This window comes from Bradyrhizobium sp. SZCCHNR3119, from assembly GCF_032487775.1.
In the GTDB taxonomy this organism is placed as follows: Bacteria; Pseudomonadota; Alphaproteobacteria; order Rhizobiales; family Xanthobacteraceae; genus Bradyrhizobium.
On sequence record NZ_JAUEUV010000001.1, the window covers coordinates 161,623 to 186,542 of the forward strand.

Consider the following 24,920-nt stretch of genomic DNA (forward strand, 5'->3'; position numbering starts at 1 on the left):
GATGACACAGAATGTCGGCAAGACGGATCGGCTGATCCGGCTCGTGGTCGGACTGGCGGTCCTGAGCCTTGTATTCGTCGGCCCCAAGACATTGTGGGGACTGCTGGGATTGATCCCGCTCGGAACGGCGCTGATCGGTTGGTGCCCGCCCTACGCGATGCTCGGCATCAACACTTGCGGAGCCAAATCCGCTAGATGATTGGGCCGCCCGGAGGAAGGCGACGCGGACGAGCCGCGACGCCTTCCTTGCCCTAGCCCTGGAGCAGCCATGCCCTATCCCATCGACATCAGGGTCCAGCCGAAAGTGGCAGGATTTTTCGATCCGGAGACCAACACGATCAGCTACGTCGTGAAGGACCCATCCTCGTCGTCGTGCGCGATCATCGATCCTGTCATGGATATCGACTATGCGGCCGCTCGCATCGGCACGAGATCCGCGGACGTTCTGATCGATTACGTGAAGTTGAACGGGCTTCAGCTCGAATGGCTGATTGAGACCCACGCCCATGCCGATCATCTTTCGGCGGCGCCCTATATTCAAAGCAAGCTCGGCGGGCGGATCGGGATCGGCGAACATATCCTGACGGTGCAGAAGACGTTCGGCAAGGTGTTCAACGAGGGCACGGAGTTTCGCCGCGATGGCAGCCAGTTCGACCGGCTGTTCAAGGACGGCGATACCTACGCCATCGGCAAGACGACGGCATTCGTGATGCACACGCCTGGACACACGCCGGCCTGCGCTACACACGTCATCGGGGATGCCGCCTTCGTCGGCGACACCCTGTTCATGCCGGACGGCGGGACGGCACGCGCGGATTTTCCCGGCGGCGATGCGCGCACGCTATACCGATCGATCCGTAAGATCCTAGAAACCCTGCCTCACGGCACCCGGCTGTTCATGTGCCACGACTATGCGCCCGACGGCCGGGCGGTTCGCTGGGAAACGACCGTCGGCGAAGAACGGCTGCACAACATCCACGCCCGCGACGGCGTCAGCGAAGACGCGTTCGTCGCCATGCGCGAGGCGCGCGACAAGACGCTCGGCATGCCGCGCCTGATCATTCCCTCGCTTCAGATCAACATCCGCGCCGGGCACCTGCCCCCACCGGATGCCAGCGGCAAGACCTTTTTGAAGGTCCCGATCAATGTGCTCTAGCAGCGCGCAATAGCTCTGCGTCGCCCCTCAACGTCACAGGCACGTCAGTTGCCTGATGCGAAGCTCCGTACGACTTGGCGGGAGAGCCCGGTCCTACGACAAGAGGTCCGCTGACAGCCTAGCTTGGGGCCTTCAGCTGCGCCGCCTCGACTGGCCTGGGCGGCAGCGCGACCGCCCGCGGAAGTGTCGAACGCCGCCAGGAGTTCGCCGGCGAGTTCGCCGGCCCATGGCCAAGCCGCCCCGGGTGACGCCGCGCTAAGCGACCGGACCGCCCCGCGCGCGCCAGCCGCTCATGCCGCCGGCGTAGTGTCGCACCCCCTCGACGCCTGCAGCGAGTGCGCGGCGCAATGCCGTGGCCGAGCGGCCGCCCGCCTGGCAGATCAGGACGACCGGCTTGTCCTCGGCAAGGTCTTTGGCAAGGCTTGCCGGGTCGAACTGCGACAGCGGATGATTGACGGCGCCCGGAATGTGCCCGCTTTTGAACTCGTGCGGCTCGCGCACATCGACAATGACGCAGCTACGCTCCTGATGCGCGCGAACCAATTCATCGTGCTCGATCGCCGGGACGCTGGCTGATCCCGTCAGCTTGCTCAATAATCCGGACAACATCGTTGGTCTCTCCATGATCTGACTGCATTGCGCCCCTCCCGGGGTCGCTCTAGCGACGCGCCCGCTTGGCTTCCGACGACTCGACCCAGAAGAAGAACGCGCCGGCGCCGATCGCGAGAAGGACGAACCAGGCCGCGTCGGGCACGCCGGTGATGTCGGGCAACCGCACCTTGCCAAGCGTCCAGACGTTGAGGACATGCGCCTTCACCCAGTCGAAGCTGAGCGCATAGAGAACGGCGCCGACGATCATGCCGAACGCGCCGACGGCGGCGTGCACGCTGCCGCTGGCAATCGCGCCGAGAGCCGTTCCGGGGCAATAGCCATAGACGACCATGCCGATGCCGAACAACGCGGCACCCAGCGCAACCGCCAGCATATTGGCGTCCTTGACATAGTATTTGGTATTGCCGGTATCGACCAGCAGCAGCACACCGACGCCGCCGACCACGATTGCCGTGCCCATCACTTTCAGCACGGTGAAGTCACGCAGCCGGAACTGGTTCTCGATCACGTTGCAGCTTGTGACCTTGCCCAGTTGCAGCAGATATCCGAACACGGCGCCCATCAGAAGCGGGCCGGCAATGCTCATCATCGAGGTCATGACCTGATCCCTTTCACGATTTGCGAAACATGAGGCGCGACACCAACAGGCCGGTCGCGAACATCACAGCCAAGAACAGCCAGCTCGACACGGCAAGCTGAAGCCCGCCGGAGATGCCGTGGCCACTGGTGCAGCCGCCGGCCAGCCGCGCGCCATACATGATGACAATGCCGCCGAAAAACGCTGCGACGAAGCGCTTGAAGACTGACGGGCCGAACCGCTCCTTCCAGACCTCCGGAACCAGTTCCAGCCGCCAGGTACCCGAGACGATTGCGGCCAGGAAAGCGCCGAGCGGAATGCCGACCAGGAACCAGACGCCATAATCCCATTTGAGCGGCATTGCTTTCCAATAGCTGTTGGCCGCCACGGCATCAGGCCCCAACACCGGAAGCGCAAACAGCGATGCCACGCGAGAATAAGCGGTCGTGACGCCCAGCGGATCACCGAACACGGCAAAAGCGACCCAGCTCAACACGCCGATCCCTGCACCGACGAGATAAGGCGACCATCTGCTCGGTTCGGATCTTGGCACGTCACGGACCATGACATCGGTCATCATCGTCACGGCGAACACCTCCCTGCCTTCGACAGCGTCAACGCTGATGAAATTTACTATATTCGTATATTCGAATTTGTGAAGATAATTATGACGCCGTCGATCCGGTGAGATCGCCGGTACGCAGGTCCGATTTGGGGGCCGCCATCCAGCGGTCGACCACGAGATCGGTGACCGCTGCGCCGAACCACATCCCGCCCAGCACCAGCCAGGCCGTGAGCGCAAACACCGAGGCGCCGGTCACGCCCGCCCCGACCGCGCAACCACCGGCAAGCATCGCGCCAAATCCCATCAGCACGGCGCCGATGAGATAGCGGCGCATTCCGCGGCCGTCGGAAAAGCCTTCGAGGTTCAACTCATGCGCCAGCGCCGCCGCAACGAAGGAGCCGAGGAAAACACCGGGAATCACGCCGAGGTCGAAATCGGGCTTGAGGTGCTGGTTGGCAGCCACTTGCATCAGGAGCTCGGCGGAGGGCCCGCTGAATGTCAGGCTCTTCAAGGTCACGGGCGCAAACGAGGCCTGCCCCAGATGGTAGGTGAAGATCCAGCCGGCAACGACCGCTGCCCCAGTAGCAACAGAGGCCAGCATCATGCGCCGGCTGACCCCGAAACGCAGCGCGCCGGCGAGGCCGGCGAGCAGCCACAACATTCCGAAGCCGAGCTTCTCAGGCGTGCCACCGCCGAACAAGCTCATGATGTCACGGGAAGGCCCGCCGTCGACCAACCAGAGATTGGTCAGCCACTCCCGTGCCGGCGACAGCAGTCCGCGATAGGCGGATTGGGCCGCAACCGCGAAGATGAGGCCGGACAACAGGGCACGCAGATTGCCGTTGGCGGACAGCACCAGCAGGCGGCTGGCACATCCGCGCGCCAGGATCATGCCGCAGCCGAACATCAGGCCACCGATGATGGCACCGGAGATGCTGCCCTGCTGCGCGAGCTGGCGGGCTTCCGAGACGTCGAGCAGACCGGCCGCGACGAAGGCCTGCGTCCCCAGCACGGCGGAGGCAAAGGTGAGCAGCCAGACCGACAGGCGTGCCCCGCCTTCCCCGCGCGAGAACTCGATGGTCGCGGCACGCAGGCAGAAGCGGCTGCGCTGGGCGAAAAAACCGAACAGGCCTCCGACCAAGAGCCCGCCCAACAGGGAGACCAGATCTTCGCCCAAGAGATCGATCGCTTCGGTGAACACGGCCACGGTCTCGCGTTAGACCTCGCCGCTAAGGGCGCAGATAGGCGTAGCCGTCCTGCTGCAGCTCGGTCAGCCTAACCACCCCGCCCTTCTCGGCCACGATGAAGCCATCCGTGAGATCATCCAGCTTCACGCCCTGCGCCTTCATCGTGTTGGCGCAGGCTTCGAACACCGTGCCGGCCTTGATCAGGCGGTCCGAGAGTCCCGCGATATTGGTATCGACAGAGATCGCGTGGAAGGCGCGCAGGGCGGGACCATGCACGACCAGCCTGATATCCGCCTTGCCCGGCCCGCCGGTACCGTCGATATGATTCTGGATATTGCCGAGAACGAACAGGACGCGATCCTGATCCGCCAGATGGTAGACGACGCGCTGCCGCGGTCGTTCAGGCGCCGCCATCGCCCGGCTGATGCCGAAAGCTCCGATGAGGCCGGCAAGTCCGGCGCGCATGATCGACCGTCGTTCCATGAAGTCCTCCTAACGCACGTCCGTGATGAAGCCTGCGATACGATCGACGGCATCCTCGGCGGCGAGATCGAGAAAGAAATGATCGGCGTCCTCAACGGTCTCGAGCCGCACGCGACGCCCTGTCCGCGAGACCAGCGGTGCGAATGACTGTTGCACATCCGGCACTGTCTTGTCTTGAGCCGCGGCAAGCACGAGGACCGGAACTGCAATTTCGGCGATCAGGCCGGCCGTGTCCTGGCGCGGGTCGGCCCGATAGAAAGCCGAAAAAGCGCGAGCCGTCACCTTGGCGTCGCGACAATAAATGAAGCCGGGCATCGTCATCCACTCGCCGCCGCGCCCGGCGTTCACGGCAGCGTCGGAGCGTGCAAGCAACGGCTCGAGCGGCTGCCCGAAAGTTTCGGCATAGGCTGCGCGCAAACCGGTCTCGACGGCGGTCGTGGCCGGCGCCAGCAGGATGGCTCCCTTGATGGATCCGGGCGGATGCGACGCCAGATAGCGCGCGACCTGGTTGCCGCCGCGCGAATGGCCCAGCAGATACACGCGCGACGACGTTTGCTGCGCTTCGGCAATCCACGCCGCGATCTCGGCCACGGCATCCTCCGACGTATAGTCGTGGGCGATCGCGCAATCGTACATGCCCTTGCGCCTGTCGACACCGAGCGACAGCGTGTGAGCGAGGGTGGCGATGCCTCGCTCGGCCAGCGCTTTCGACAGGCCCTGCACCGTCCCCATGTCCTTGTGCGCGAGGGTGCCGTGGGTCATCACGACGATGGGCATGTCCGCCGAAGGCTGGGGCGGCAGCCGCAACGTTCCCAGGGTAACATGCCCGGCGATGGTCAATTCGCGCGCTTCTTCGGCGGCAAGCACCGATGCAGAGGTCAGAAAGAGAAACGCAAGCGCGAACCGGCAGCGCATCGGATGATCCCATTCAAGGACGCACGATCGTCCAGTTCTTCTCCGCAAGATCCATCAGCGCGGCAACTCCGGTGTCGACGACGCTGACACCTTCAATCAAGCGCGGCTGCCGGCCTTCCTTTCTGGCGAGAGTCTCGAGCGTGTTGCCGCAAGCGATGAAGCTGACATTGGGCATCGATTTGGCAAAACCGACGATGCGCTCCTTGACCGGCGAGCGGTCGGCCAGCAGCATGTCGAGCCCGCCGTTGAAGGCGACGACGACGATGTCGACCTCTTCGCCTTGTCCCGTGTAGTGCCGCGAGACATTGGCCGCAACATCGAGCACCGCGTTCATCTTCACCGGATCGTCATCGCTGATCTGCAGCGCCAGCTTGTGCGGTTCGGCCGCTCGAAGCGGCGCGGCAGTCATGAGTAGAAGGCCGGCAGAGATGATCGCCAGCATCAGACCGCGGCCACTGGGCGCAGCCAGCGTCATTCGACTCCTCTAGACTTTCCTTCCTTGGCGTCTTCAGGGGTGACGTCAACGATCGTCGCACGCCCGGTGATCTTCACCGGCGCGACGCAATCCTTCATGCACGGGTCTTTCTGCCAGAAGGACTTTTCGCTGGTCGCACGGTCATCCATGATGAATCCGGCTTCGTTCGGCATCTTGATCGAGGCGAGATTCTTCTCGTTCAGCTCGAAATTCTGATCCGTAACGATGTCGTTCAGGTACAGAACATAGGCGACCAGCGCGTAGTAGTCGTTGACGCCGAGCGACTCGGCATTGCCGAACGGCATCGCGTGCCGAACATAGTCGAACACCGTCGACGCATACGGCCAGTAGGAGCCGACGGTCTTGACCGGATTGTCCGCGGTCAACGATCCCTTGCCGCCCGCCAGCACGGGCCAGCGGCCATTGCCCTCGCCGAACTCGCCATGGCAAGTCGCGCAATTGTCCATGAACAGCTTCTCGCCCTGGGCGACCGTGCCCTTGCCGACCGGCAGCCCCTGGCCGTCGGGGCGTACGTCGATATCCCAGCCGCGGATCTCCTCGGGCGTCGGTGCACGGCCGATATCGTAGTGTGCAACAGTTGGCTTCGACTCGGCTTTGGACCCGCTCAGCCCACCGGCCAATGCGGCGGACCCGGTCAGGCACGCCAGCGCGGCTACTGCGACAAGCTTAGGCGACTTCAACATTCTCGACCTCACCGTTGGCCTGCACGTGCCAAGTCTGGATGCCATTGTTGTGATAGATGGAGTTGTAGCCGCGCACCTTGCGCAGTTCCGCCTTGGAAGGCTGCACATAACCAGTCTCGTCCTGGACGCGCGACTGCAGCAGGAGCGGCTCACCGTTCCAGTCGAACTCATAATAGAAGCGGGTCAGCGTCTTATCGAGCACCGGACCGTCGAGTCGCGCCGGCCACCAATTGCGGCCGCCATCGAGCGAGACGTCCACGCGCTTGACCTTGCCATGGCCCGACCAGGCGAGGCCGGACAAGATAGTGAAGCCCTTGCCGTGCTTGATCGGCGCCTGTGGGCTCGGGCTCGTGATCACGGATTTTGCATCCATCACCCAGGTGAAGCGCCGCGCCTTGCCGTTTGGCAACAGGTCGGTGTATTTCGACGTCTCCTCGCGGGTCTGCCAGGGTTGATCGCCGACCTTGATCCGGCGCAGCCACTTGACCCAGAGATTGCCCTGCCAGCCAGGCACGACGAGCCGCATCGGATAGCCCTGCTCCGGATACAGCGCCTCACCATTCATCTTGTAGGCGATCATGCAGTCGTCGAGCGCCTTCTCGATCGGCAGGCTGCGGTCCATCGCGGCCGCATCCGCGCCCTCGACCAGCAGCCATTTGCCGTTGCTCTTGACGCCGACCTCCTCCAGCAGAGTACGCAGCGACACGCCCGTATATTGCACGCAATGGACCATGCCATGAGTGAACTGGCAGCCATTCAACTGAGAGCCGCGCCACTCCATGCCGGAATTGGCAGCGCATTCCATGAAGTGGATGCGGTTGACACGCGGATAGCGCTTCAACTCTTCGAGAGAGAGTATTAAGGGCCGCTCGACCAAACCGTGGATCATCAGGCGGTGATCGGCCGGATCGACATCGGCCATGCCGCCGTGATGCCGCTCGAAGCACAGCCCGTTCGGCGTGATGATGCCTTCGAGCTCATGCAGCGGCGTGAAGCTGACCGAGGATTCGCGCGATGCCGTCAGCCATTCGACGTCGCGGCGGATCACGTCCTTTTCGAATTTCGACGGCTTGCCATAGGGGCGCGCTGCGACGCCCTCACCGAGCGAACGCGTCCATTCGGGCACGTTCGGCGGTTGATTGGCCGGGTTGCCGTCCGCCCGCGCCGAAGGTGCAACCGCAGATGCCGCAAGCCCGCCGGCCGCAGCGAGAAAACCGCGCCGGGACTGCCGGGCCAGCGAGGCTGGTTGATTCTTGTTGTCCTTGGACATCATCCTCACACTCCGGTGACTTTGACGGCGCGGTTGGGCTCGAGACGCACGGTCTTCTGGCGCTGCAAATAGGAGGACACGACCTCCCAGATCGGCGGCCCCTGCGTGCCTTCGTTGACGCTGGCCCAACCGGCCACCTGATATTCGCGCGATGGATCGATCGCGGTGCCGGTCTTGATCAGCCGCATGTCGGAGATGCGCTGCCCCTGCGGCTTGTTGACGTCGATCGCGTAGGACATGCCGCCGATACGGACCATGTCGCCACCCTGCTGATAGTAAGGATCGACGTTGAACAGGTTATCGGCGACGTCCTCAATGATCTCCTTGAGCCGCGCGCCGGTCATGCCCATCCGATAGACTGCAGGATAGGTGATCGCGGTCGCGTTGGTGACGTCCTCGAAGGTGATGTCCTGGCCCGGCATGACGCTGGTGCCCCAACGGAAGCCGGGCGAGAGCGCGATCTCCGCATCCCGCTCCTGCAGCAGCGCCTGGCAGATCAGATCGTCGAAGGTGCCGTTGAAATTGCCGCGCCGATACAGCAGCGTCTCGGTGCGGCCGAGCGCGCGGCCGAGATCGGCAGCGAACGGCTTGCGCACCTCGGCGATCTTCGCGGCCATCTGCGCATCCGGCGTGATGACGTCGGAGAACAGCGGGATCAGCTTGTAGCGATATCCCCTCACCTCGCCGTCCTTGACGTCGAGATCGAGCCGCGAGACGAACTTGCCGGACGAGCCCGATGCGATCAGCAGCGTCTTGCCGACCTTGATCGCTTCGGGCAGCGCATCATGCGTATGTCCGGTCAGGATCACGTCGAGCCCTTTGACCCGGCTCGCCAGCTTGCGGTCGACGTCAAAACCGTTGTGCGACAGCAGCACGACGAGACCGGCACCAGCCTTGCGCGCCTTGTCGACCTGAGCCTGGACGTCCTCCTCGCGGACGCCGAACGACCAGTTCGGGATCATCCAGCGCGGATTGGCGACCGGCGTATAGGGAAAGGCCTGGCCAAGCACCGCGATCTTGACGCCACCGCGTTCGATCATCGTCGAGGCCTCGAAGGCCGGCTCGTTCCATTCGGTATCGCGGATGTTCAGCCCGAGGAACGGGAAGCCAAGCCCGTCGACGGCCTGCTTGACGCGCTCGGTGCCGTAAGTGAACTCCCAATGGCCGGTCATGGCATCGGGTTTCAGCAGCGCCATACAGTCGATCATGTCCTGGCCGCGAGTCTGCAATGACGACCACGAGCCCTGCCAAGTGTCGCCGCCATCGAGCAGCACCACCCTGTCGCCGCGCTCGGCACGGATCGCCTTGATCACCGTCGCGGCGCGATCGAGCCCGCCGATCCGACCATAGGTCTTGGTCAGCGCCTCGAAATCCTCCGAGGTCAGCGCGTAGGCCGCCGACGAGCCCGGCGCGATTCCAAAGCGAGCCAGGAATTCCTTGCCCGTGACATGCGGCGGCTGGCCCTTGGCGTCGCCGACGCCGAGATTGGTCGACGGCTCCCTGAAATAGAGCGGCATCAGCTGGCCGTGGATGTCGGTGACGTGCACCAGGGTCACATTGCCGAGCGGCTCGAAAGCCAGCAGCTCCTTCTCGGTCAACTTCTGCTGGGCAAAGGCGCGCGTCGCTGCGCCGCCCGCGCCGGCACTTAGGGCGGCGGTCGCAAGCGCAACCTGAACGAATTCCCGGCGCGATATCATCGCTCTTCTCCTTGCGGCATTGATTAGTTACGGACCGATGGCGTCTCGACCGGCAGGCCGATCCCGCGCCAGGCCACGTACAGCTCGAGCGCGAGGAACTCGTCCGATAACGGCGCATAGGGCACGGCCCGAACGTCGAACATGCAGCCCTCGAACCGCTCGTGGAGCGGGACCAGCCGCTGATCGCGCAGCCGGTAGGTCGGAAAGCCGTTGGTCTGGCCCTGGCTGAGGAAATCGGCGCGCATGAACTTGCCGTTGTTCTTCTCGTGACAGGAGGCGCAGGCGAGGTCGAGCTGGCCGGTCCGCGTGTAGTAGATCTGCTTGCCTTTCTCGAACCACGGCGACATCGGGCCGTCGGTCTTCACCGTCACCGGCATGCCGCGCGACTGGTAGCGGACAAAGGTCGTCATGTCGGTCAGCTCCTGCGACTTGAAGGCCCAAGGCTGCGCCTTCATGTGCTCGGTGCGGCAGATGTTGATCTGCTGTTCCAGATTGACCGGCTTGTTGAGCTTGTCGCTCCATTTCGGCATCGCGGCGCCGACACCCTTCATGCTCTTCTCGGCCTCGCCGTGACAGCTCATGCAGGACTTGCCTTCAGCGCCGTCGACCGCCTTCCATGCGTCGGCCGCCCGCTCGATCGCGAGAAAGCCTGGGTTCTCCAAATCGTCATCCTGCAGGGCACGCGTTTCCTTGCTGCGAAACTCGTAACCCGAGATGATGGTCTTGAAGACGTGGCCGAGAGGCGCCGGAATGCCCTTTCGCTCCGCCTCCTGGCCCGATGAGGCGATCGCCGACAACGTGAGCGCAGCCGTGGCCAGGACGGCCAGTGCACCGTAGCGCGTATACATCCGTCCCTCCCCGTGACCGTGGCGCAGCAGCAATCAGGCCTTCAGCGTGATCTTTTCTTCCGCCGAAATCACCGAGCCGTCATCGTCCGTCCAGGCGAACTTGAACGTCCCCTCCTGCTCGATCCTGGCATTGAACTGGATGTAGGGGTTGGCCGAGATGGCCGGCTCCAGCGAGCAGGCGAACACGGGCTTGCCGTTGAACTCGCAAGAGAACTTGTTGATGATCTTGCGTGGAATCGTCTTGCCCTGCGCATCCTTGCGCTGGCCTGATTCCATCAGGTGCGAGACCAGGGTCTTGATCTGGATGATCTCGCCCTGCTTGGCTTCCTTCGGAAGCTTGATCCGCGGCTTGTCTGCCATTTTTTCTCTCCTGTTTCAGCCGCCGCAGCCGCCGATGGTGACCTTGACGGTCTTGCGCTCGGTGAAGAGCGACCCGTCGCTCATCTTCGCCACGGCAATGACGTTCTGCGTCTGCGCGAGGCGGATACGGATCGACGCCTCGGCCTTGCCCGACAACGGCGTGAACATGAGCGTCGCGACGCCGCCATTCGGGTTGCCGTCGGCGACGAACAGCACTTCCTTGACGTAATTATCGGCGGTCATCGGACTGTCGACGGTCAACGACAACGGCACCGTATTGCCGTTCTCGGCTATCTCAGGCAGGTCAAGCGAGATCTTGCCGCTTGCCGCTTCCTTGCCGCCCGTGAACTTCTTGATCAGTTCGGCCGCATCGTTGCTTACCTCGGCATTCGCAGCCATCGGCAGCATCGTCAGGGCGACGAGACCGCCGCCGAGAACGAATGCCTGTCGTCTGTTGATTGGCCTCATGCATCATCCTCCAAAGGCAGTCATTTCAGGGTTTCGAGAAAGGCGACCACATCCTCGACCTGCGCAGCGGTCAGGATAGGCTTGCCGACGAACTCGGGACGGACCCGACTGAGGCCCTCATTGCGATAGAACGCAGGCATCACCGTATCGTCGAAGACGCGTTTGGGATCGGCAACGATGAGGCGCAGCTGCGCCTCGGTGTAGCGCCCGGCGACGCCATCGAGCGAAGGGCCGAGTTCGCCGTGAAATTCTTCGGATTTGAGACTGGAAACCTGATGACAGGCGAGACAGTTGCCCAGCGTCCGCGTCAGGAAAACCTTCCGTCCCGCATCCGCATTTCCGGCCGTGCCCGTCAGGGATTTCGGCAGCGCGCCATCGACGACAGTGAGCACGATGGGCTCATCGGCCTGCACGGTCGACGCAAGCAACAGATAGAGGCAAGCGGCCGGAAGCCAGCTACGCATGTTTCCACCCTTGAGACGAGGCCACCCTCGCCGGTTTTATCAACGGGGCTTACGGCCCCATCACATTCACAAATTATGATATTAGAATAATTATGGTGTCAAGCAGGTTTCGGTGCGGCAGTGCACTCAGCCTTTCAATGCGGTCAGGTAGTCGCGAAACGAGCCGTGCTCGTAGGCCATCTCGCGCACGAAGCGGAACATCGCAAGAAAGTGCTGCGGCTTGAGATAGCCCGGTGCGCGTGCGACTTCGCGCGCGGCCGGCTCTTTCGCAGCGAGGCCATCGCCGGAAGCGGGAAAGAACTGGAAGGTCGGCGTGAAGCGAATGGCATAGCGCTCGGCCAGCTCCTTCTCGCTGAACTCCTTGCCGTCAAAATCGGTCACCTTGCGCGCGCCGACCAGGTTGAGCTGCAACACCTCGAAATTGGCGCGGATGTAGCCCGTAATCTCCGGATCGGCGAAATTCACCAGATGCGTCTCGCGGCAATAAGGGCAGCCGCGCAGCTCCCACATGATGGCGAGCCGCTTGCCTGTGGACGCAGCAGTTTCGAGATCGTCACGCAGGTCGAGGAAACTGTTGAGGAACCAGGGCTCGTGATAGAGCCCGTCGTCGCCCAGCGCGGGTTCGGCCCGCGCAGGAGAATGGGCCGTTGCCGCGATGAGAGACGGCATCGCGACAACGAAACTGCGCCGCGTCATCGGGCGATGCGAGAGCTTGAGGAACTTCATGGATTTTGCCAAAGCTTACGACGGACGATACATGATATTCGAATAAACGAATGTGAAAAGGACATTCGATGTTGCATCGCGCCATCACCCTCTCACTTCTCCTCACATCCGTCCTCACCTGGATCGGCTGTGCTGCAACTACGCATGCTGCAGAGGCTTTGGATGTCTCCACGTTATTTCAAGGCGCCATGGCGAGCCTGCGCACCGCGGCAAGCTATGCGCGCACCGGCAACGTTGCCCTGGCCCAGATCGAGATCGATGATGCAAGAAGCGACTGGCACCGGCTCGACCAGCACGCCGATCAGGTTTCGATCTACCCAAACCAGGCTCTTCACGAACTGCTGGTGCGTGGAGACACCGGGCTCGCCAGCGCAGCTGACGCGCTGGCTGCAGGTGATACGGCGCGGGCCGGGACGGAGATTCTCTCGCTGCGACGGGCCATTCACGCTCTGAGTCGCGAAGCCGGAGTCAATGATCTCAGCGGCTGCGTCTTCGAACTGGCGCCAATCATGGAAGAGTTGCGAACTGCGGCGACGCGCTTCAGCACGACGAAGAGCGATCCCGATCGGGTGAAGAAATCCGGCGAGGCGCTGCGCGAGCGTCTGCAACGCTGCAACGCTCTCGCCCCCTCAGAGGTCGCCGGAGAGGCCGAATTCCGCCGGCTGCTCGACGGCGCGATTGCGAGCGCCAGCGAGATCGGATCCGCCGCCCTCAAAGGCGACGCCGATCTGGTTCATCGCTACCAGATCGAGCTGCAGTCCTTCATCAGTCTGCTGGACTTCCGATTCGGCTGATCAGCCGATGGCAGAGAGGCCCGGGAACAGCTCGAAGATCCACTGCGACATACGCGGGATCACGCCCGTCAGAAAGGCAGCCCCCGTCAGGACAAGAAAGCCCCCCATCGTCTTTTCGACCAGCCCGAGATGAGGACGGATGCCCTTCAACATCGTCATGAACCGGCCGGTGAACGCCGCTGCGATCAGGAAGGGCACGCCGGTGCCGATCGAATAGGCCGACAGCAGCAGCATGCCCTTGCCGACCGTCGCCTCGGCACCTGCCATCATCAAGACGGCCGCCAGCACCGGACCCGCACAGGGCGTCCAGCCGAACGCGAAGGCCAGCCCCATCGCGAACGCGCCGAGAAAGCCGGCCGGCCGCTGTCCCATCTGGATCGTGGCGCTGCGATACAGCAGCGGAATCTTCAGGATGCCCAGAAAGTGCAGGCCCATCACGATGATCACGAGCCCAGCCATGATTCCGAGCTGGGCGAGATGGCCGGAAATGAACCGACCGAACACCGAGGCGGTGGCACCGAGCCCGACGAAGACGGCCGAAAATCCGGCAACGAAACACAGCGCCGACACCACCGTCCGGCCGCGCCTGGAAGCGTCGGGCTCGCTCCCCGCCTCGGCTGCCGAGACCCCAGCGATGTAGAACAGAAAGGGCGGCACGAGCGGTAAAATACAGGGGGAGAGGAAGGACAACAGGCCAGCCAGCAGTGCGGCCCCCAAGGTCACGTCCAGATCCATCGTCTCCCCACCCATCCCTGGTACATATTCGAATTTAATGATAGATATGGGTGGAAGTCCATAGGATGGCTACATGCCCCATACGATTGCAAAATTTGCCGTGGCCTGGCTGCTCGGCGCGGTCCTGCCGAGCTGCGCTTTCGCATCCGAGCTCGTGATGTTCGAACGCCCCGGTTGCGCCTGGTGCGCCCGCTTCAACGCCGAGATCGCGCCGATCTATCCCAAGACCGACGAAGGACGCGCCCTTCCGCTCCGGCGGATCGATCTGGACAAGCCGCTTCCAGCGGACCTCGCCGGGATCGATCCCGGCGCATTCACGCCGACCTTCGTGGTCGTGGACCAGGGCCGCGAAATCGGACGAATCCGGGGGTACCCAGGGGATTCATTCTTCTTTGGGCTGCTCGGCCGTATCTTGACGAGCGCACCTCCATCGCAGATTCATTCTTGAACGGAATGCAAGGGATCACGAACTCATGCCGCTACCGAAGCTCAAGGATCTCGGAACCTCTGCCGAACTGGAGCAGATGATCGAGAAGGCGCGGGAAGCGAGCGAAATGCTCAAGGCGCTATCCCACGAATCCCGGCTGCTGCTGCTCTGCATCCTCGCGGAAGGCGAGAAATCGGTCACCGAGCTCGAACAATTCCTTGGCGAGCGGCAGTCGACGGTGTCCCAGCAGCTCGCCCGCCTCCGGCTCGACCGGCTGGTCACGACGCGTCGCGACGGCAAGACGATCTACTACAGCCTGGCCAGCGATGACGTCCGCAAGATCCTGACGGCGATTTACGACGTTTATTGCGAACCGGTGCGCAAACGAAAGCGCTAGCGACCCGACGCGAACCGTCGTTCCGCTAGAGGACGATGCTGGATTCCCCGGTCGACTTGGCGCACAATGCAGCCAACGCGCGCAGAAAAGTCCGGAGGAATGCTCAATCAATCTGCCATCATGTTTGCTTGCGGCCTGTTCGCCGGGGCCGTGCTCGGCGTGGCAGGGCGAGCCGGACGCTTCTGTACGCTCGCGATGCTGGAGGATGCCTTCTTCGGCTCGGACATGCGGCGTCTCAAATCATTCACGCTGGCTGCGGCCGTTGCGCTGGTGGGCACTCAGTGTCTGGCCGCGCTCGGTCTGATCGACCTCACCCAATCGATCTATCTCGCGCCCTCCATTCCGCTCGGCGGCGCTATTATTGGCGGGTTTGCGTTCGGCGTCGGCATGGCGCTGGTGGGCACGTGCGGTTTCGGAACGCTGGTCCGCATCGGCGGCGGAGACCTGCGCGCGATCGTCGTCTTCCTGGTGCTTGGAATCTCGGCATTGGCGGCGATGCGCGGGCTGACCGGATTCCTGCGACTGGCGCTGATCGAGCCGCTCTCCGTGCGGATGCCCGAAGGAACCACCCAGGCGCTGGATTCCCTGCTGTCACCCCGGCTCGGTGCGCTCGCGCGGCCGATCGCCGTATCGGCGACAGCTGTGGCCCTGACGATCTGGTCGCTCGCGGACGGCCGTCTGATCAAGTCACCGCGGCTCCTGCTGTCGGGAATCGGCGTCGGCCTCGCTGTTGTTTTCGGCTGGTTCGCGACCGGATGGTTGGGAAGCGATGATTTCGATCCCGCCCGCCTCGCTTCCCTCACCTTCGTCGCTCCGCTCGGCAACGCCGTCTTGTATATCGCGACCATGTCGGGCACCCATGCCGACTTCTCCATCGGCTCGGTCGCCGGCGTGATCCTCGGGTCCTTTGTCGCGGCGATGTTTTCACGCGTTTTCCGCTGGGAAGCCTGCGACGATGCGCGCGAGCTGAAGCGTCACATGATCGGCGCCCTGCTGATGGGAACGGGCGGCATCATGTCGATGGGCTGCACCATCGGCCAGGGTTTGTCCGCCTTTTCGACGCTGGCCGTCTCGGCCCCCCTCACGATGCTCGCGATCGCTTGTGGCGCGCGCGTCGGCCTGGAATACACGATGACCGGTGAGTGGCGGCCGGCGCTGCGCAATCTCTTGAGCGTGCATTCCTGGTCGACCAAATAGATCGGACGCGGAAAATTGGCATACTCTTCCTCAGCAGGGGGCGATGGGCATTCGCCGAACTCTGGAGAGAAACCAACGGCCGCGCGAAGCGAAATCGTCAAGGCGATCGTTGCTGGAGTCTGCGGCAGCCTGGCCCACCTGCTGTTGATGTCCTTCAAGTCTTGGTCGGGACTGCTTCCCTCGTTCCAGCCCTATGAAAGCCTGCAAGCCACTCTCAACCAGATCACGGGCAGCTCGGTCGATCCAATCGTGCCCTGGGCACTGTCCTTCCTGAATGGCTCGACAATCATCGGCCTGGTCTTCGGTCAGCTTTATCGATCGCTGCCAGGCTCCTCCGGCGCAGTCAAAGGCGCGGTGTACGGCCTGCTCGGCTGGCTCGTCATGGGAGTTCTATTCTTCCCGATGATCGGTCTCGGCGCCTTCGCGACAGGCGCCGGGCTTGGCGTCGCTCCCGCCCTGTTCTCACTTGCCATGCTGCTCACCTACAGCGTGGTTCTCGGCAGCGTCTATGGCGCGCTCGATCGCGCAGGCAGCTGATGGTCCAATCTCATCGCGGCCCGGTCGCGCGGGACGCGGAGCGGATCAAGCGGCCCTCACACCGTCGATGAACTTCTTGACCTCCAGCTTGAGCCTTGCGCTGTCGCCGGCCAGCGACTTCGCCGCCGACAGAACTTGCGACGCCGCCGAGCCGGTGTCGACGGCACCGCGCTGCACGTCGGTCACGTTGGCCGAGACCTGCTGGGTGCCCGCCGCGGCATGCTGAACGTTTCGCGAGATCTCCTGGGTTGCTGCGCCCTGCTGCTCCACCGCCGCAGCAATGGTGGAGGAGATTTCCGACAGCTTCTCGATCGTGCCGCTGATCTCCCTGATCGCTCCGACCGACTCCTGCGTCGCGGCCTGGATGCCGGAGATCTGCTGACCGATCTCCCCGGTGGCCTTGGCCGTCTGCTCGGCCAGCGCCTTGACCTCCGAAGCGACCACCGCAAACCCGCGGCCGGCGTCGCCGGCCCGCGCAGCCTCGATCGTGGCGTTGAGCGCGAGCAGATTGGTCTGCCCGGCGATCGTATTGATCAGTTCGACCACATCGCCGATGCGCGCGGCTGCCTTGGAGAGCTCGCTGACCTGCTCATTGGTCCGGCGCGCCTGCGCCACGGCCTCGTTGGCCATGCGAGCCGAGTCCTGGACCTGTCGGCTGATCTCGTTGACGGACGCCGACAATTCCTCGGTCGCCGATGCCACGGATTGCACGTTGGTGCAGGCTTCCTCGGACGCCGTGGTGACGGCGGTCGCCAGATTCTCCGCGCGATTGGCGGTGTTGCTGAGGCCACCGGCGTGACCTTCCAACGCGCTTGATGCGGAGGAGACGGTCTCGACGATCTCGCCCACCGCCGCCTCGAATCGGCCGGTCAGTTCATCGAGCCGCCTGCTGCGCTCCAGCTTCACCTGCGCCTCTTGCTGCGCGATGTCGTCGGCTTCCCTCTTGGCGATCAGCGCCGTTTTGAAGACCTGCAGCGCATCGGCCATCATGCCGATCTCAGTCCTCTCCCCACGATGCGGTATTTCCGTCGCGAGATCCCCCTCGCCCAGCGCCTGCATGGGCCGGATGATCGAGGCGATGCACCGGGCGATGTCGCGAATGAACCAGAAGCCCACACCGATGCCGATGAGGACGGCAAGGACGACGATTGTCGACACCGTCGTGAATGCCTGCGCATAGCCCTCGGCGGCGATCCTGGTCTCGGCGTCGGCGCCTCGATTGTTGAGGTCGATGGCCTTCTTCAGATATTCGTCCGACTGATTGGCGATGCTCCGGACCGTCTTGTTGAACAGCTCGCTCGCCTGCTTGGTCGCATTACCGTTCCCGTTGCGCAGAACGTCGAGCACCCCATCCGCCGCCTTCACATATTGCTCCCAGCCGCGCGACCAATTGTCGAACAGGCTGCGCTCCTCGGCCGACGAAATCATCGCCTCGTAGGACCGGCGTGCTCCTCCAATGACCGCGAGCGTCGCCTTCATGTTCCGGTCGAGAGTGTCCCTCTCCTCGGCGGAGTCGGCCGTCATGTAGGCACGAAGCTGGGCCCGGTTGAGATTGATTGCGGATCGCAATTCGCCGAGTACGCGTACGCTCGGCAGCCAATTGTTGGCGATCTGCTCCGTGTGCGTGTTGATCGCCTGCATGCCCCGGACGGCGAGCAAACCGAGCGCCGTCATGGCAGCCAGCAGCAGCGCGATGACGACGACCATCTTTCCCCGGATCGACAGTTGCGACATCTCGCGTCCTTTTCGTTGCTCGACGGTTGTGTCGCCCGACCAGTGATGGCGCCGTCCCAACGATAAAAGGTAACATCCAACGTTCGTGAAATGGTTAACGCGGCTGGCTACAGAGCGCATCTGTGTGCTGCGGACTAACAAGCTCAGATCATGAGCGGCCAGCCACGGCTTGCGGATGGGCCACGACCGATTCGGAGCAGATCGGCCGGACCGGCGGCCAAGCGCTGCGTCAATGACTGAAGCGTGTCACCTTCATGGACGGGATTAGTTCCCTTGCTTCGGGCCAACGTCCGCGCGAAGCCTTTGGTGGCACCCAATACCGGCGGGCAAGACCTTCCTTCGAGTCCATCGCAGCGATCTGGACAACGCTGCACCGTCACGAAGATGTCAGTTGCCACACGGGCTCGCCCGCGCCACCCATCCACAATGGAGACGACCGTCCTTCGATGAGAGCCCAGACGATCACGTTGCCCCCGACGATCCGCCGCATGACGGCGGCGCTGTTGGTGCTCGTGTTGAGCCTGGCTTCCTTGCTCGGAACGTTCAATTCCGCATCGGCCAGCAATTCCGGCCCCCGCGAAATCTCGGAATGGTCGGGCTCCACGACCGCCGCCCCGAAGCCTTGCAAGAGGGCCGTCCTGCCCGGCGCCGTCAACACGTGCCCGTTCGCCGGTCTCAGCCTCACGGCCGTGCCAGCGAACGAAAGCGACACTGTTCAGCCATTCCCGGCCGTCCAGGTCGTAACGTGGCGCCCGCACAATGATGTCTTGCCGGCGCAGTGCAACGCATCGTCCCCCTATCGCCCGCCCAGCCACATCTCCTAGGCACGCGGTCTTGATCTTGTCGCGCGCAACGTAACGCTGCGACCTGAACAGACGAACATCCATCATCGATCGCACGCTAAAGATCGGCGCCGAGCGTCCCATGAGTTGTGACGGCCCTGTGGCCGTACCGGCTGCGCAGCCGCTCACGCGGCACGATCAATGCCCGCACATCAATGCCAAGGGAGATCATCATGTCCATCCGTCTTACCGGCTTGGCCGCGCTGCTGCTCGGAGCACTGCAATCCTCCCCGGAAGTCGCAGTTGCCGGCCGACTGCCGCAGCAGGCCGAGGTCGATGCACGCTTGCTGATCGGCGACGCCACGGCAGAGGGCAGCACGGCCGCGGCATGGGCCGGATTGGATGTCCGCCTCGCGCCGGGCTGGCACACCTATTGGCGCTCCGCCGGGGATGCCGGTGCGCCACCCGAATTCGACTGGTCGGGCTCGCGCAACGTCGCCGATGTCAGCGTCGAATGGCCGGCTCCCCGTCGCTTCAGCGAACAGGACATCGACACGTTCGGCTATGTCGATCACGTCCTGTTTCCGCTGCGAGTACGCCTGCAGGACGGCTCGGCGCCGGCGCACCTGGCGCTGAAAGCTGTGCTGTACGTCTGTTCCGAAATCTGTACGCAGCAAGAGGCGAACCTACAGGCCGATATTTCGCCGACATCCAGCCAGCCCGAGAACCAGGCGCAAATCGATGCGTGGCGGCAGCGGGTGCCACGCGAGACGTCTCCCACTCTCTCAATCACTTCGCTGCGCCTGGAGCGGCAGCCCTCGCCGCAGCTGAGGCTCGAGGTGCATGCCTCGCCATCGCTGAGCGCCATGGACGTGTTCATCGATGGCGACGTCGCCGTGTCGGGCGGACGCGTCCAGGCGAGCCGGCGCGCGGAGAGCGATGTAAGCCTGACCCTACCTGTGCTGGGTCTCGATCAGGCCAAACCATACGCAAAGTTGCGCGTCACCCTCGTGGACGGTGACAGGTCGCTGGAAGCGGTCGTCCCCGACGAGGCCGCCAAGTCGCCCTCAGATTCCACAGCGATCGGGGCCAAGCCCACGCCCGCCGGCAGATCGGCGTCGATCTGGGCAATCCTCGGCATCGCCCTGCTCGGCGGCTTCATCCTGAACTTCATGCCCTGCGTATTCCCGGTGCTGTCGCTCAAGCTGGTCTCGCTGGTCGATCACGGGCATCCCGATTCAGGCTCACCGCGGTCGGCGTTCCTGGCGACGGCAGTCGGCATCGTGGCGTCATTCGGGGTGCTGGCCGCGACGCTCTCCATCCTCAAGGCGAGCGGCAGCGAAGTCGGCTGGGGCCTGCAATTCCAGCAGCCCGCCTTCCTCATCACGATGATCGTCGTGCTGGCCGCATTCGGCGCCAATCTGCTCGGCCTGTTCGAAATCACCCTGCCCTTTTGGATCACCGGCCGCATCGGCAATGCAGGCATGGGCCGAACAGCCACGGCGCATGTCTTCAACGGCTTCGTCATGACGCTGCTGGCGACGCCATGTTCGGCTCCCTTCGTTGGAACGGCCGTGACCTTCGCGCTGTCGCAACAAGCACCTCAGATCATGCTCGTCTTTACTGGTCTCGGCCTCGGCATGGCTTTGCCGTATCTCAGTCTCGCGGCAGCGCCGGGCCTCGCCGCGCTGTTCCCGCGACCCGGCCGCTGGATGTTGACGCTCCGCGCCCTCGCGGCTGCCGCCATGCTCGCGACCGCGCTGTGGCTGCTCACGATCCTCGCCGAGATCAGTGGGCCGACGTCGGCCGCCCTGCTCGCGATCACATTGCTCTCGCTGGTCACGGTGCTGGCGGCACGCCGCTTCCAAATGCGACGTGCGATGGGCGCAGCCGGCGTTGCCGTGATGCTCGGCCTGGCGGTAATGGCCGCCACCCGCATCACCGAGCCCGCCGCAACGGCCGCCGCCAGAGAGATCGCGTGGCAGCCATTGGTGCCTGCCGATATCGCCACGCAGGTGCGTGCCGGCCGCACCGTCTTCGTCGATATCGGAGCCGCCTGGTGCGTCACGTGCAAGGTCAATGAGAAGCTGGTCATCGACAGCTCTGCGGTGAGACACCGCCTGACCACGGATGTCGTTCCCGTCAAGGCGGATTGGACGACGCCCAACGAGGCGATCTCCGCCTATCTCAGATCCTACGACCGCTACGGCCTGCCCTTCAATGCCGTGTTCGGACCGAAAGCGCCGACCGGCATCCTGCTGCCAGAGCTCCTGACGCAGAAGCTCGTGCTCGACGCCATCGATACCGCATCCGCCACCTCTCACTGACCACCGAAAGAAAGATAGAATATGACAATCAAGACACTGGCCGCATCGCTCGCCGCGGCTCTCCTCCTCGCCGTCGCCGCTCTGCCGGGCACCGTTCGTGCTGCCGACGACGATGATGGCGACATCCTGAGCGAAGCTCGCATCCTCCATGATCCCGACATTCCAGCCTTCGGCAATGCGGACGGAGACATCACCATCGTCGAATATTTCGACTATCAGTGCCCCTATTGTCGCAAGGTCAGCCCCGATCTCGCCAAGGTCGTGCGCGAGGACGGCCATGTCAGATGGATCATCAAGGATTGGCCCATTTTCGGCGGCCCCTCGATCTACGCCGCTCGCCTGGCGCTGGCGGCGAAATATCAGGACAAGTTCAAGGAAGCATATGAAGCGCTGATCGCGCAGCATGAGAAGCTTTCGGAGGACAAGGTCGACGCGGCGCTCGCTGCGGCCGGCATCGACATCGCCCGCGCCAAGAACGATCTTGCCGCTAACAGCAGCACCATCGATGCCGTTCTGGCACGCAATCACGAACAAGCGGTCGCGCTTGGTTTCCGCGGGACCCCCGCTTTCATCATCGGGCACTTCCGCGTCCCCGGCGCTCCCAACGCACAGGCGTTCAAGCAGGCGATCGCTGACGCGCGTGCGGCCGCGCGCCGCAAATGACGCGGCGGCGCATCGTTCAGCTTAGAAGCCACCGTCGCGGTCACACAGCGTCTCGGCCCAAGGAACCGTAACGACGGGCCGCGGTTGAGTCTCAGCGGTCAGCTCCGAGACGGAACTGCGGTCCCGGGACCCAGCCTGGTCCAGGCTTCAATTGGTCCGTGGGGCCATCGTTTTTGACGCCGAAGCGCCCAACGGCACCCTTGAAATCGTTTCAAGAGCCGTACCGCGAGCAGCAAGCTTGATCATGAAGTGAAACGCAGGCGATGCCTCGGCGTCGCCTGTGTTCGGGCTCCAAATTCGCATCGCCTCGACGTAGGTTAAGATTCTGGATTTGGGCGAGCTGATCGCGCAACATAGGTTTTGCTCAATAGGTTTTGCTCAATGGATCTTACCGAGATCGAGCGCCATTTCCTGGCTCGGCTGGTTTCCGAGCCCTGGATCAGCCCGCCCATGTTCGACCATGAGCGCATCGCAAGACTTATCGAACTCGGATTGGTGGAAACTGAGCCGCTCGCCTCTGGCGAGGTCGCATACAGGATCACGGAGGCCGGCCGAGCTGCCCTATAGGTTCTTGGGAGCAGGCCCATGGAGGCGTCGATGAGCACGGTCGCGAAGCTGCTAGCCCAAAAGCAACAGTTGATCGAGCGCCTGGACGAAAATCCCGGTCCGCAGGAATCCGAAGAGATTCAGCACCTCCTGCGCAAGATCGAAGCTGCCTTGGAGCTGCTCGCGGAGGCCGGACCGGGGACGAGCTCCGGAAATGACGATTAGGTCGCTCGCCCGGCAACAGATGCGAATGCTGGCTCACGATCGCGCCCAAATCGCGACCGATGAAAGAGCCGAGCGAATGGTATTCTCAACTTTACGCCTTCACTTGATCCTGCAGGCGCGATCGCGCTTGCTCCACGCAAAGCCTGGTCCGCACGGGGGCCGCGGCTGAATCCCGGCCGGGCATTCGTTCCACACCGGTGCACCTCTGTCCCAGCCGTCCACCATGCAGCCGCCGTTGCTCCCGGCATGGCAGCCAGGCCCACATCCGTCAGCGGCCCGCACCGGGCCGATGCCCACCATCAGTGCGGACGCGAACAGGACCGCCAGGAAAAGTCTTGCCATGGTTTCCTCCCTGATTCCTGCGTTCAAAAATGAGACGAATCGAGGCTCAGTTTGCAATTCCGGGCCAAGTGGTCCGGTTCCTGGCAGACTTAGCAGCGCAACGAAACGCCACCAAACTGCGCACACTTTTCACACGCGCTCAGCCGCCCCATGGTCATTGATAAGGCCGCTCCGGCAGCGCTTGCGCGCGCAGCGTCCGTCGGTTAGCCCTGAATCGTCGCTCGGGAGGATCGGAGCATGCGTTGGTTATCAATCGGCTTGGCCCTGCTGCTGATCGCCAGCAAGGCGAACGCGGCCTGCACCTGCCGCTGCGTTGATGGCCAGGTCCAGCCGATCTGCGACCGCGCCGGCGATCTTCCACGCCCGTGTCCGCCGACACTCTGCCCGCTTCCGGCGCCGTCGGTTGCGCCGCTCAATCGGCCCACCCTGCCGCCGCTCGGGACCTCGCAATGCCGGCAGGCTCATGTATGCGGCCCGTCCGGCTGCGGATGGCAAGAGGTCTGCCGGTAATTAACCCGATCGGGCGAATGATCGATCCGGTGAGCAGCTGCACGCGCGAGACATTTAGGGCGTGGACTCATAAACTCTAGTCCAGAGGCGCGCTGAGGCGAGTGCGACCGCAGCGAGGAAGTTGCATGCGAGCTTGTCGAAGCGGGTGGCGATACGTCTGAAATGCTTGAGCTTGCAGAAGAAGCGCTCGACCAGGTTGCGCTGGCGATAGATGCGGCGGCTGACAGAGCGTTGGATCACTCGCTGGCTGGTTGAAGGAATATGAGCCTTGGCACCGCTGGCCCGGATCATGTGGAGGAGAGCATCGGCGTCATAGCCACGATCGGCGACGACATCGCGGCATTTGAGGCCTTCCAGCAGAAACGACGCAGCGCGCAAGTCGTGAGCCTGACCGGGGGTAAGCATCAACCGAACCGGCAACCCATTCTCATCGACGACGGCGTTGATCTTGGTGCTCAGTCCTCCACGAGAACGGCCGATGGCGTGATCTTCGCCCCCTTTTTACCCCCGGCAGCGTGCTGGTGAGCCCGGATGATTGAACTGTCGATCAGCGCCATCGAGTGCGGCGAGCGGGCCGCCAGGGTCTCGAAAACCCGCAGCCAAACGCCTGCCTTGGCCCAGCGATTAAAGCGGTTATAGACCGTCGTGTAAGGACCGTAGCGCTCCGGGAGGTCGCGCCAGGGCGAACCCGTTCGAAGCACATAGAAAATGCCGTTAAGGACCCGCCGGTCATCCACTCGCGCGACGCCGCGAGACTTGTTCGGCAATAGAGGCTTGATCAAAGCCCATTCTCCGTCGCTCAGATCGAACCGCGCCATCCCACCCCCCAAATCTCTGCGGGAGTGAATCACTGTTCGCCAGCTAACGGAATCCCTTTATGAGTACAGAACCTAGTCACAGCTTCACGCCAAAATGATTCCCGCAAATTAGCCAATCTTCTTCCCAACAATACGGGCGTTTCTAAGTAGTTCGGGACAGCATCAGGAAGGGTCATCGCATGTCTCCTAAGCTCACGCCGCGTCAGGTCATCGCCAGATCGTACCCGACCTGGGACTATGCCATGGCCGATCGACTGATCGCCTGGCTTGATGATTGTGGCTACACAATCGTCGAGAAATCCGAGATCAACGGGAGCGATCAACTTCTTCTATCGGACGCCGACGCAAGGCTTGCTCCCGCCTGTTGACCACGGGCAAC

General features: G+C 63.3%; 31 protein-coding genes. 11 read left to right on the plus strand and 20 right to left on the minus strand.

Annotated features, from left to right (window positions below; genetic code table 11):
• Nucleotide 1: 1 nt before the first annotated feature.
• The gene (locus tag QX034_RS00745; protein WP_315705731.1) at nt 2-199 is read left to right on the plus strand and encodes a DUF2892 domain-containing protein; all 198 of its coding nucleotides are present in this window, start codon (nt 2-4) and stop codon (nt 197-199) included.
• Between the two features lie 69 nt (nt 200-268).
• Entirely contained in the window at nt 269-1,156 is an 888-nt protein-coding gene (locus QX034_RS00750) for an MBL fold metallo-hydrolase (protein WP_316194928.1), read from the plus strand.
• A gap of 255 nt (nt 1,157-1,411) precedes the next feature.
• Here the strand turns inward: QX034_RS00750 and QX034_RS00755 are convergent, their stop codons facing one another.
• From QX034_RS00755 to QX034_RS00825, 15 genes are all read right to left on the minus strand, one after another.
• A complete protein-coding gene (locus QX034_RS00755) occupies nt 1,412-1,765 on the minus strand; it encodes a rhodanese-like domain-containing protein (protein WP_315705729.1) in 354 nt (117 codons plus the stop codon).
• 49 nt (nt 1,766-1,814) lie between these two features.
• Complete coding sequence (locus QX034_RS00760) at nt 1,815-2,366, minus strand: YeeE/YedE thiosulfate transporter family protein (protein ID WP_315705728.1); 552 nt, start codon at nt 2,364-2,366, stop codon at nt 1,815-1,817.
• Between the two features lie 13 nt (nt 2,367-2,379).
• Entirely contained in the window at nt 2,380-2,922 is a 543-nt protein-coding gene (locus QX034_RS00765) for a YeeE/YedE thiosulfate transporter family protein (protein ID WP_315705949.1), read from the minus strand.
• A gap of 88 nt (nt 2,923-3,010) precedes the next feature.
• Entirely contained in the window at nt 3,011-4,111 is a 1,101-nt protein-coding gene (locus QX034_RS00770; RefSeq protein WP_315705948.1) for a YeeE/YedE family protein, read from the minus strand.
• 28 nt (nt 4,112-4,139) lie between these two features.
• The gene (locus tag QX034_RS00775; RefSeq protein ID WP_316188981.1) at nt 4,140-4,580 is read right to left on the minus strand and encodes a DsrE family protein; all 441 of its coding nucleotides are present in this window, start codon (nt 4,578-4,580) and stop codon (nt 4,140-4,142) included.
• Nucleotides 4,581-4,589: 9 nt separating this feature from the next.
• A complete protein-coding gene (locus QX034_RS00780; protein WP_316194929.1) occupies nt 4,590-5,495 on the minus strand; it encodes an alpha/beta hydrolase in 906 nt (301 codons plus the stop codon).
• A 13-nt stretch (nt 5,496-5,508) separates the two neighbouring features.
• Nucleotides 5,509-5,937, minus strand: coding sequence for a hypothetical protein (locus QX034_RS00785; protein ID WP_409977726.1), 429 nt, complete (start codon nt 5,935-5,937; stop codon nt 5,509-5,511).
• A 29-nt stretch (nt 5,938-5,966) separates the two neighbouring features.
• Nucleotides 5,967-6,674, minus strand: coding sequence for a c-type cytochrome (locus tag QX034_RS00790; protein ID WP_409977596.1), 708 nt, complete (start codon nt 6,672-6,674; stop codon nt 5,967-5,969).
• Nucleotides 6,658-7,944 carry a sulfite dehydrogenase gene (soxC, locus tag QX034_RS00795; protein ID WP_316196039.1) on the minus strand — a complete coding sequence of 429 codons (1,287 nt, stop codon included), beginning with the start codon at nt 7,942-7,944 and terminating at the stop codon, nt 6,658-6,660. The genes QX034_RS00790 and soxC overlap by 17 nt, the downstream gene beginning before the upstream one ends.
• 5 nt (nt 7,945-7,949) lie before the next feature.
• The gene (gene soxB, locus QX034_RS00800; protein ID WP_316194931.1) at nt 7,950-9,641 is read right to left on the minus strand and encodes a thiosulfohydrolase SoxB; all 1,692 of its coding nucleotides are present in this window, start codon (nt 9,639-9,641) and stop codon (nt 7,950-7,952) included.
• 23 nt (nt 9,642-9,664) lie between these two features.
• A complete protein-coding gene (soxA, locus tag QX034_RS00805) occupies nt 9,665-10,489 on the minus strand; it encodes a sulfur oxidation c-type cytochrome SoxA (RefSeq protein ID WP_315705722.1) in 825 nt (274 codons plus the stop codon).
• Nucleotides 10,490-10,522: 33 nt separating this feature from the next.
• Entirely contained in the window at nt 10,523-10,849 is a 327-nt protein-coding gene (gene soxZ / locus QX034_RS00810) for a thiosulfate oxidation carrier complex protein SoxZ (protein WP_315705721.1), read from the minus strand.
• Nucleotides 10,850-10,864: 15 nt separating this feature from the next.
• Nucleotides 10,865-11,317, minus strand: a complete 453-nt coding sequence (soxY, locus tag QX034_RS00815; RefSeq protein ID WP_315705720.1) for a thiosulfate oxidation carrier protein SoxY — start codon at nt 11,315-11,317, stop codon at nt 10,865-10,867.
• 20 nt (nt 11,318-11,337) lie between these two features.
• Entirely contained in the window at nt 11,338-11,781 is a 444-nt protein-coding gene (gene soxX / locus QX034_RS00820) for a sulfur oxidation c-type cytochrome SoxX (RefSeq protein WP_315705719.1), read from the minus strand.
• A gap of 126 nt (nt 11,782-11,907) precedes the next feature.
• Entirely contained in the window at nt 11,908-12,450 is a 543-nt protein-coding gene (locus QX034_RS00825; protein WP_315705946.1) for a thioredoxin family protein, read from the minus strand.
• Nucleotides 12,451-12,575: 125 nt separating this feature from the next.
• On the opposite strand from QX034_RS00825, the gene QX034_RS00830 reads away from it, so the two are divergent.
• A complete protein-coding gene (locus tag QX034_RS00830; protein ID WP_315705718.1) occupies nt 12,576-13,301 on the plus strand; it encodes a hypothetical protein in 726 nt (241 codons plus the stop codon).
• On the opposite strand, the gene QX034_RS00835 is transcribed toward QX034_RS00830, so the two are convergent.
• A complete protein-coding gene (locus QX034_RS00835; RefSeq protein ID WP_315743203.1) occupies nt 13,302-14,036 on the minus strand; it encodes a cytochrome c biogenesis CcdA family protein in 735 nt (244 codons plus the stop codon).
• A gap of 73 nt (nt 14,037-14,109) precedes the next feature.
• On the opposite strand from QX034_RS00835, the gene QX034_RS00840 reads away from it, so the two are divergent.
• The 4 genes from QX034_RS00840 (at nt 14,110) to QX034_RS00855 (ending at nt 16,594) form a co-directional block, all read left to right on the plus strand.
• Entirely contained in the window at nt 14,110-14,484 is a 375-nt protein-coding gene (locus tag QX034_RS00840) for a thioredoxin (RefSeq protein ID WP_316190850.1), read from the plus strand.
• Nucleotides 14,485-14,509: 25 nt separating this feature from the next.
• The gene (locus QX034_RS00845) at nt 14,510-14,860 is read left to right on the plus strand and encodes a metalloregulator ArsR/SmtB family transcription factor (protein WP_315705715.1); all 351 of its coding nucleotides are present in this window, start codon (nt 14,510-14,512) and stop codon (nt 14,858-14,860) included.
• A 99-nt stretch (nt 14,861-14,959) separates the two neighbouring features.
• Nucleotides 14,960-16,057 (plus strand): YeeE/YedE family protein, encoded by a 1,098-nt coding sequence (locus tag QX034_RS00850; protein WP_315705714.1) that lies wholly within the window; start codon nt 14,960-14,962, stop codon nt 16,055-16,057.
• A 15-nt stretch (nt 16,058-16,072) separates the two neighbouring features.
• A complete protein-coding gene (locus tag QX034_RS00855; RefSeq protein ID WP_409977595.1) occupies nt 16,073-16,594 on the plus strand; it encodes a DUF6789 family protein in 522 nt (173 codons plus the stop codon).
• A 45-nt stretch (nt 16,595-16,639) separates the two neighbouring features.
• Here the strand turns inward: QX034_RS00855 and QX034_RS00860 are convergent, their stop codons facing one another.
• The gene (locus QX034_RS00860) at nt 16,640-18,328 is read right to left on the minus strand and encodes a methyl-accepting chemotaxis protein (RefSeq protein ID WP_316167817.1); all 1,689 of its coding nucleotides are present in this window, start codon (nt 18,326-18,328) and stop codon (nt 16,640-16,642) included.
• A gap of 376 nt (nt 18,329-18,704) precedes the next feature.
• Nucleotides 18,705-18,986 (minus strand): hypothetical protein, encoded by a 282-nt coding sequence (locus tag QX034_RS00865; protein ID WP_315727924.1) that lies wholly within the window; start codon nt 18,984-18,986, stop codon nt 18,705-18,707.
• A gap of 357 nt (nt 18,987-19,343) precedes the next feature.
• Here QX034_RS00865 and QX034_RS00870 point away from each other — a divergent pair, with 357 nt between their 5' ends.
• The 3 genes from QX034_RS00870 (at nt 19,344) to QX034_RS00880 (ending at nt 22,871) form a co-directional block, all read left to right on the plus strand.
• Nucleotides 19,344-21,437: a protein-disulfide reductase DsbD family protein gene (locus QX034_RS00870; RefSeq protein WP_315705711.1), complete on the plus strand. Its 2,094-nt coding sequence runs from the start codon at nt 19,344-19,346 to the stop codon at nt 21,435-21,437.
• Between the two features lie 21 nt (nt 21,438-21,458).
• Nucleotides 21,459-22,100 carry a DsbA family protein gene (locus QX034_RS00875; RefSeq protein WP_315705710.1) on the plus strand — a complete coding sequence of 214 codons (642 nt, stop codon included), beginning with the start codon at nt 21,459-21,461 and terminating at the stop codon, nt 22,098-22,100.
• 597 nt (nt 22,101-22,697) lie between these two features.
• Entirely contained in the window at nt 22,698-22,871 is a 174-nt protein-coding gene (locus QX034_RS00880) for a hypothetical protein (RefSeq protein ID WP_315705709.1), read from the plus strand.
• 99 nt (nt 22,872-22,970) lie between these two features.
• On the opposite strand, the gene QX034_RS00885 is transcribed toward QX034_RS00880, so the two are convergent.
• On the minus strand, nt 22,971-23,213 hold the full coding sequence (locus tag QX034_RS00885) for a GCG_CRPN prefix-to-repeats domain-containing protein (RefSeq protein ID WP_315705708.1): 243 nt from the start codon (nt 23,211-23,213) through the stop codon (nt 22,971-22,973).
• A 564-nt stretch (nt 23,214-23,777) separates the two neighbouring features.
• Nucleotides 23,778-24,541, minus strand: a protein-coding gene (locus QX034_RS00890) for an IS5 family transposase (protein WP_315704591.1) whose coding sequence is annotated in 2 segments (ribosomal slippage) — nt 23,778-24,217 and nt 24,217-24,541 — 765 coding nt in all. Because the reading frame shifts where the segments join, the coding sequence is not laid out codon by codon here.
• 179 nt (nt 24,542-24,720) lie between these two features.
• Between QX034_RS00890 and QX034_RS00895 the strand changes: the two genes are divergently transcribed.
• Nucleotides 24,721-24,909: a hypothetical protein gene (locus tag QX034_RS00895; RefSeq protein ID WP_315705707.1), complete on the plus strand. Its 189-nt coding sequence runs from the start codon at nt 24,721-24,723 to the stop codon at nt 24,907-24,909.
• Nucleotides 24,910-24,920 lie beyond the last annotated feature (11 nt).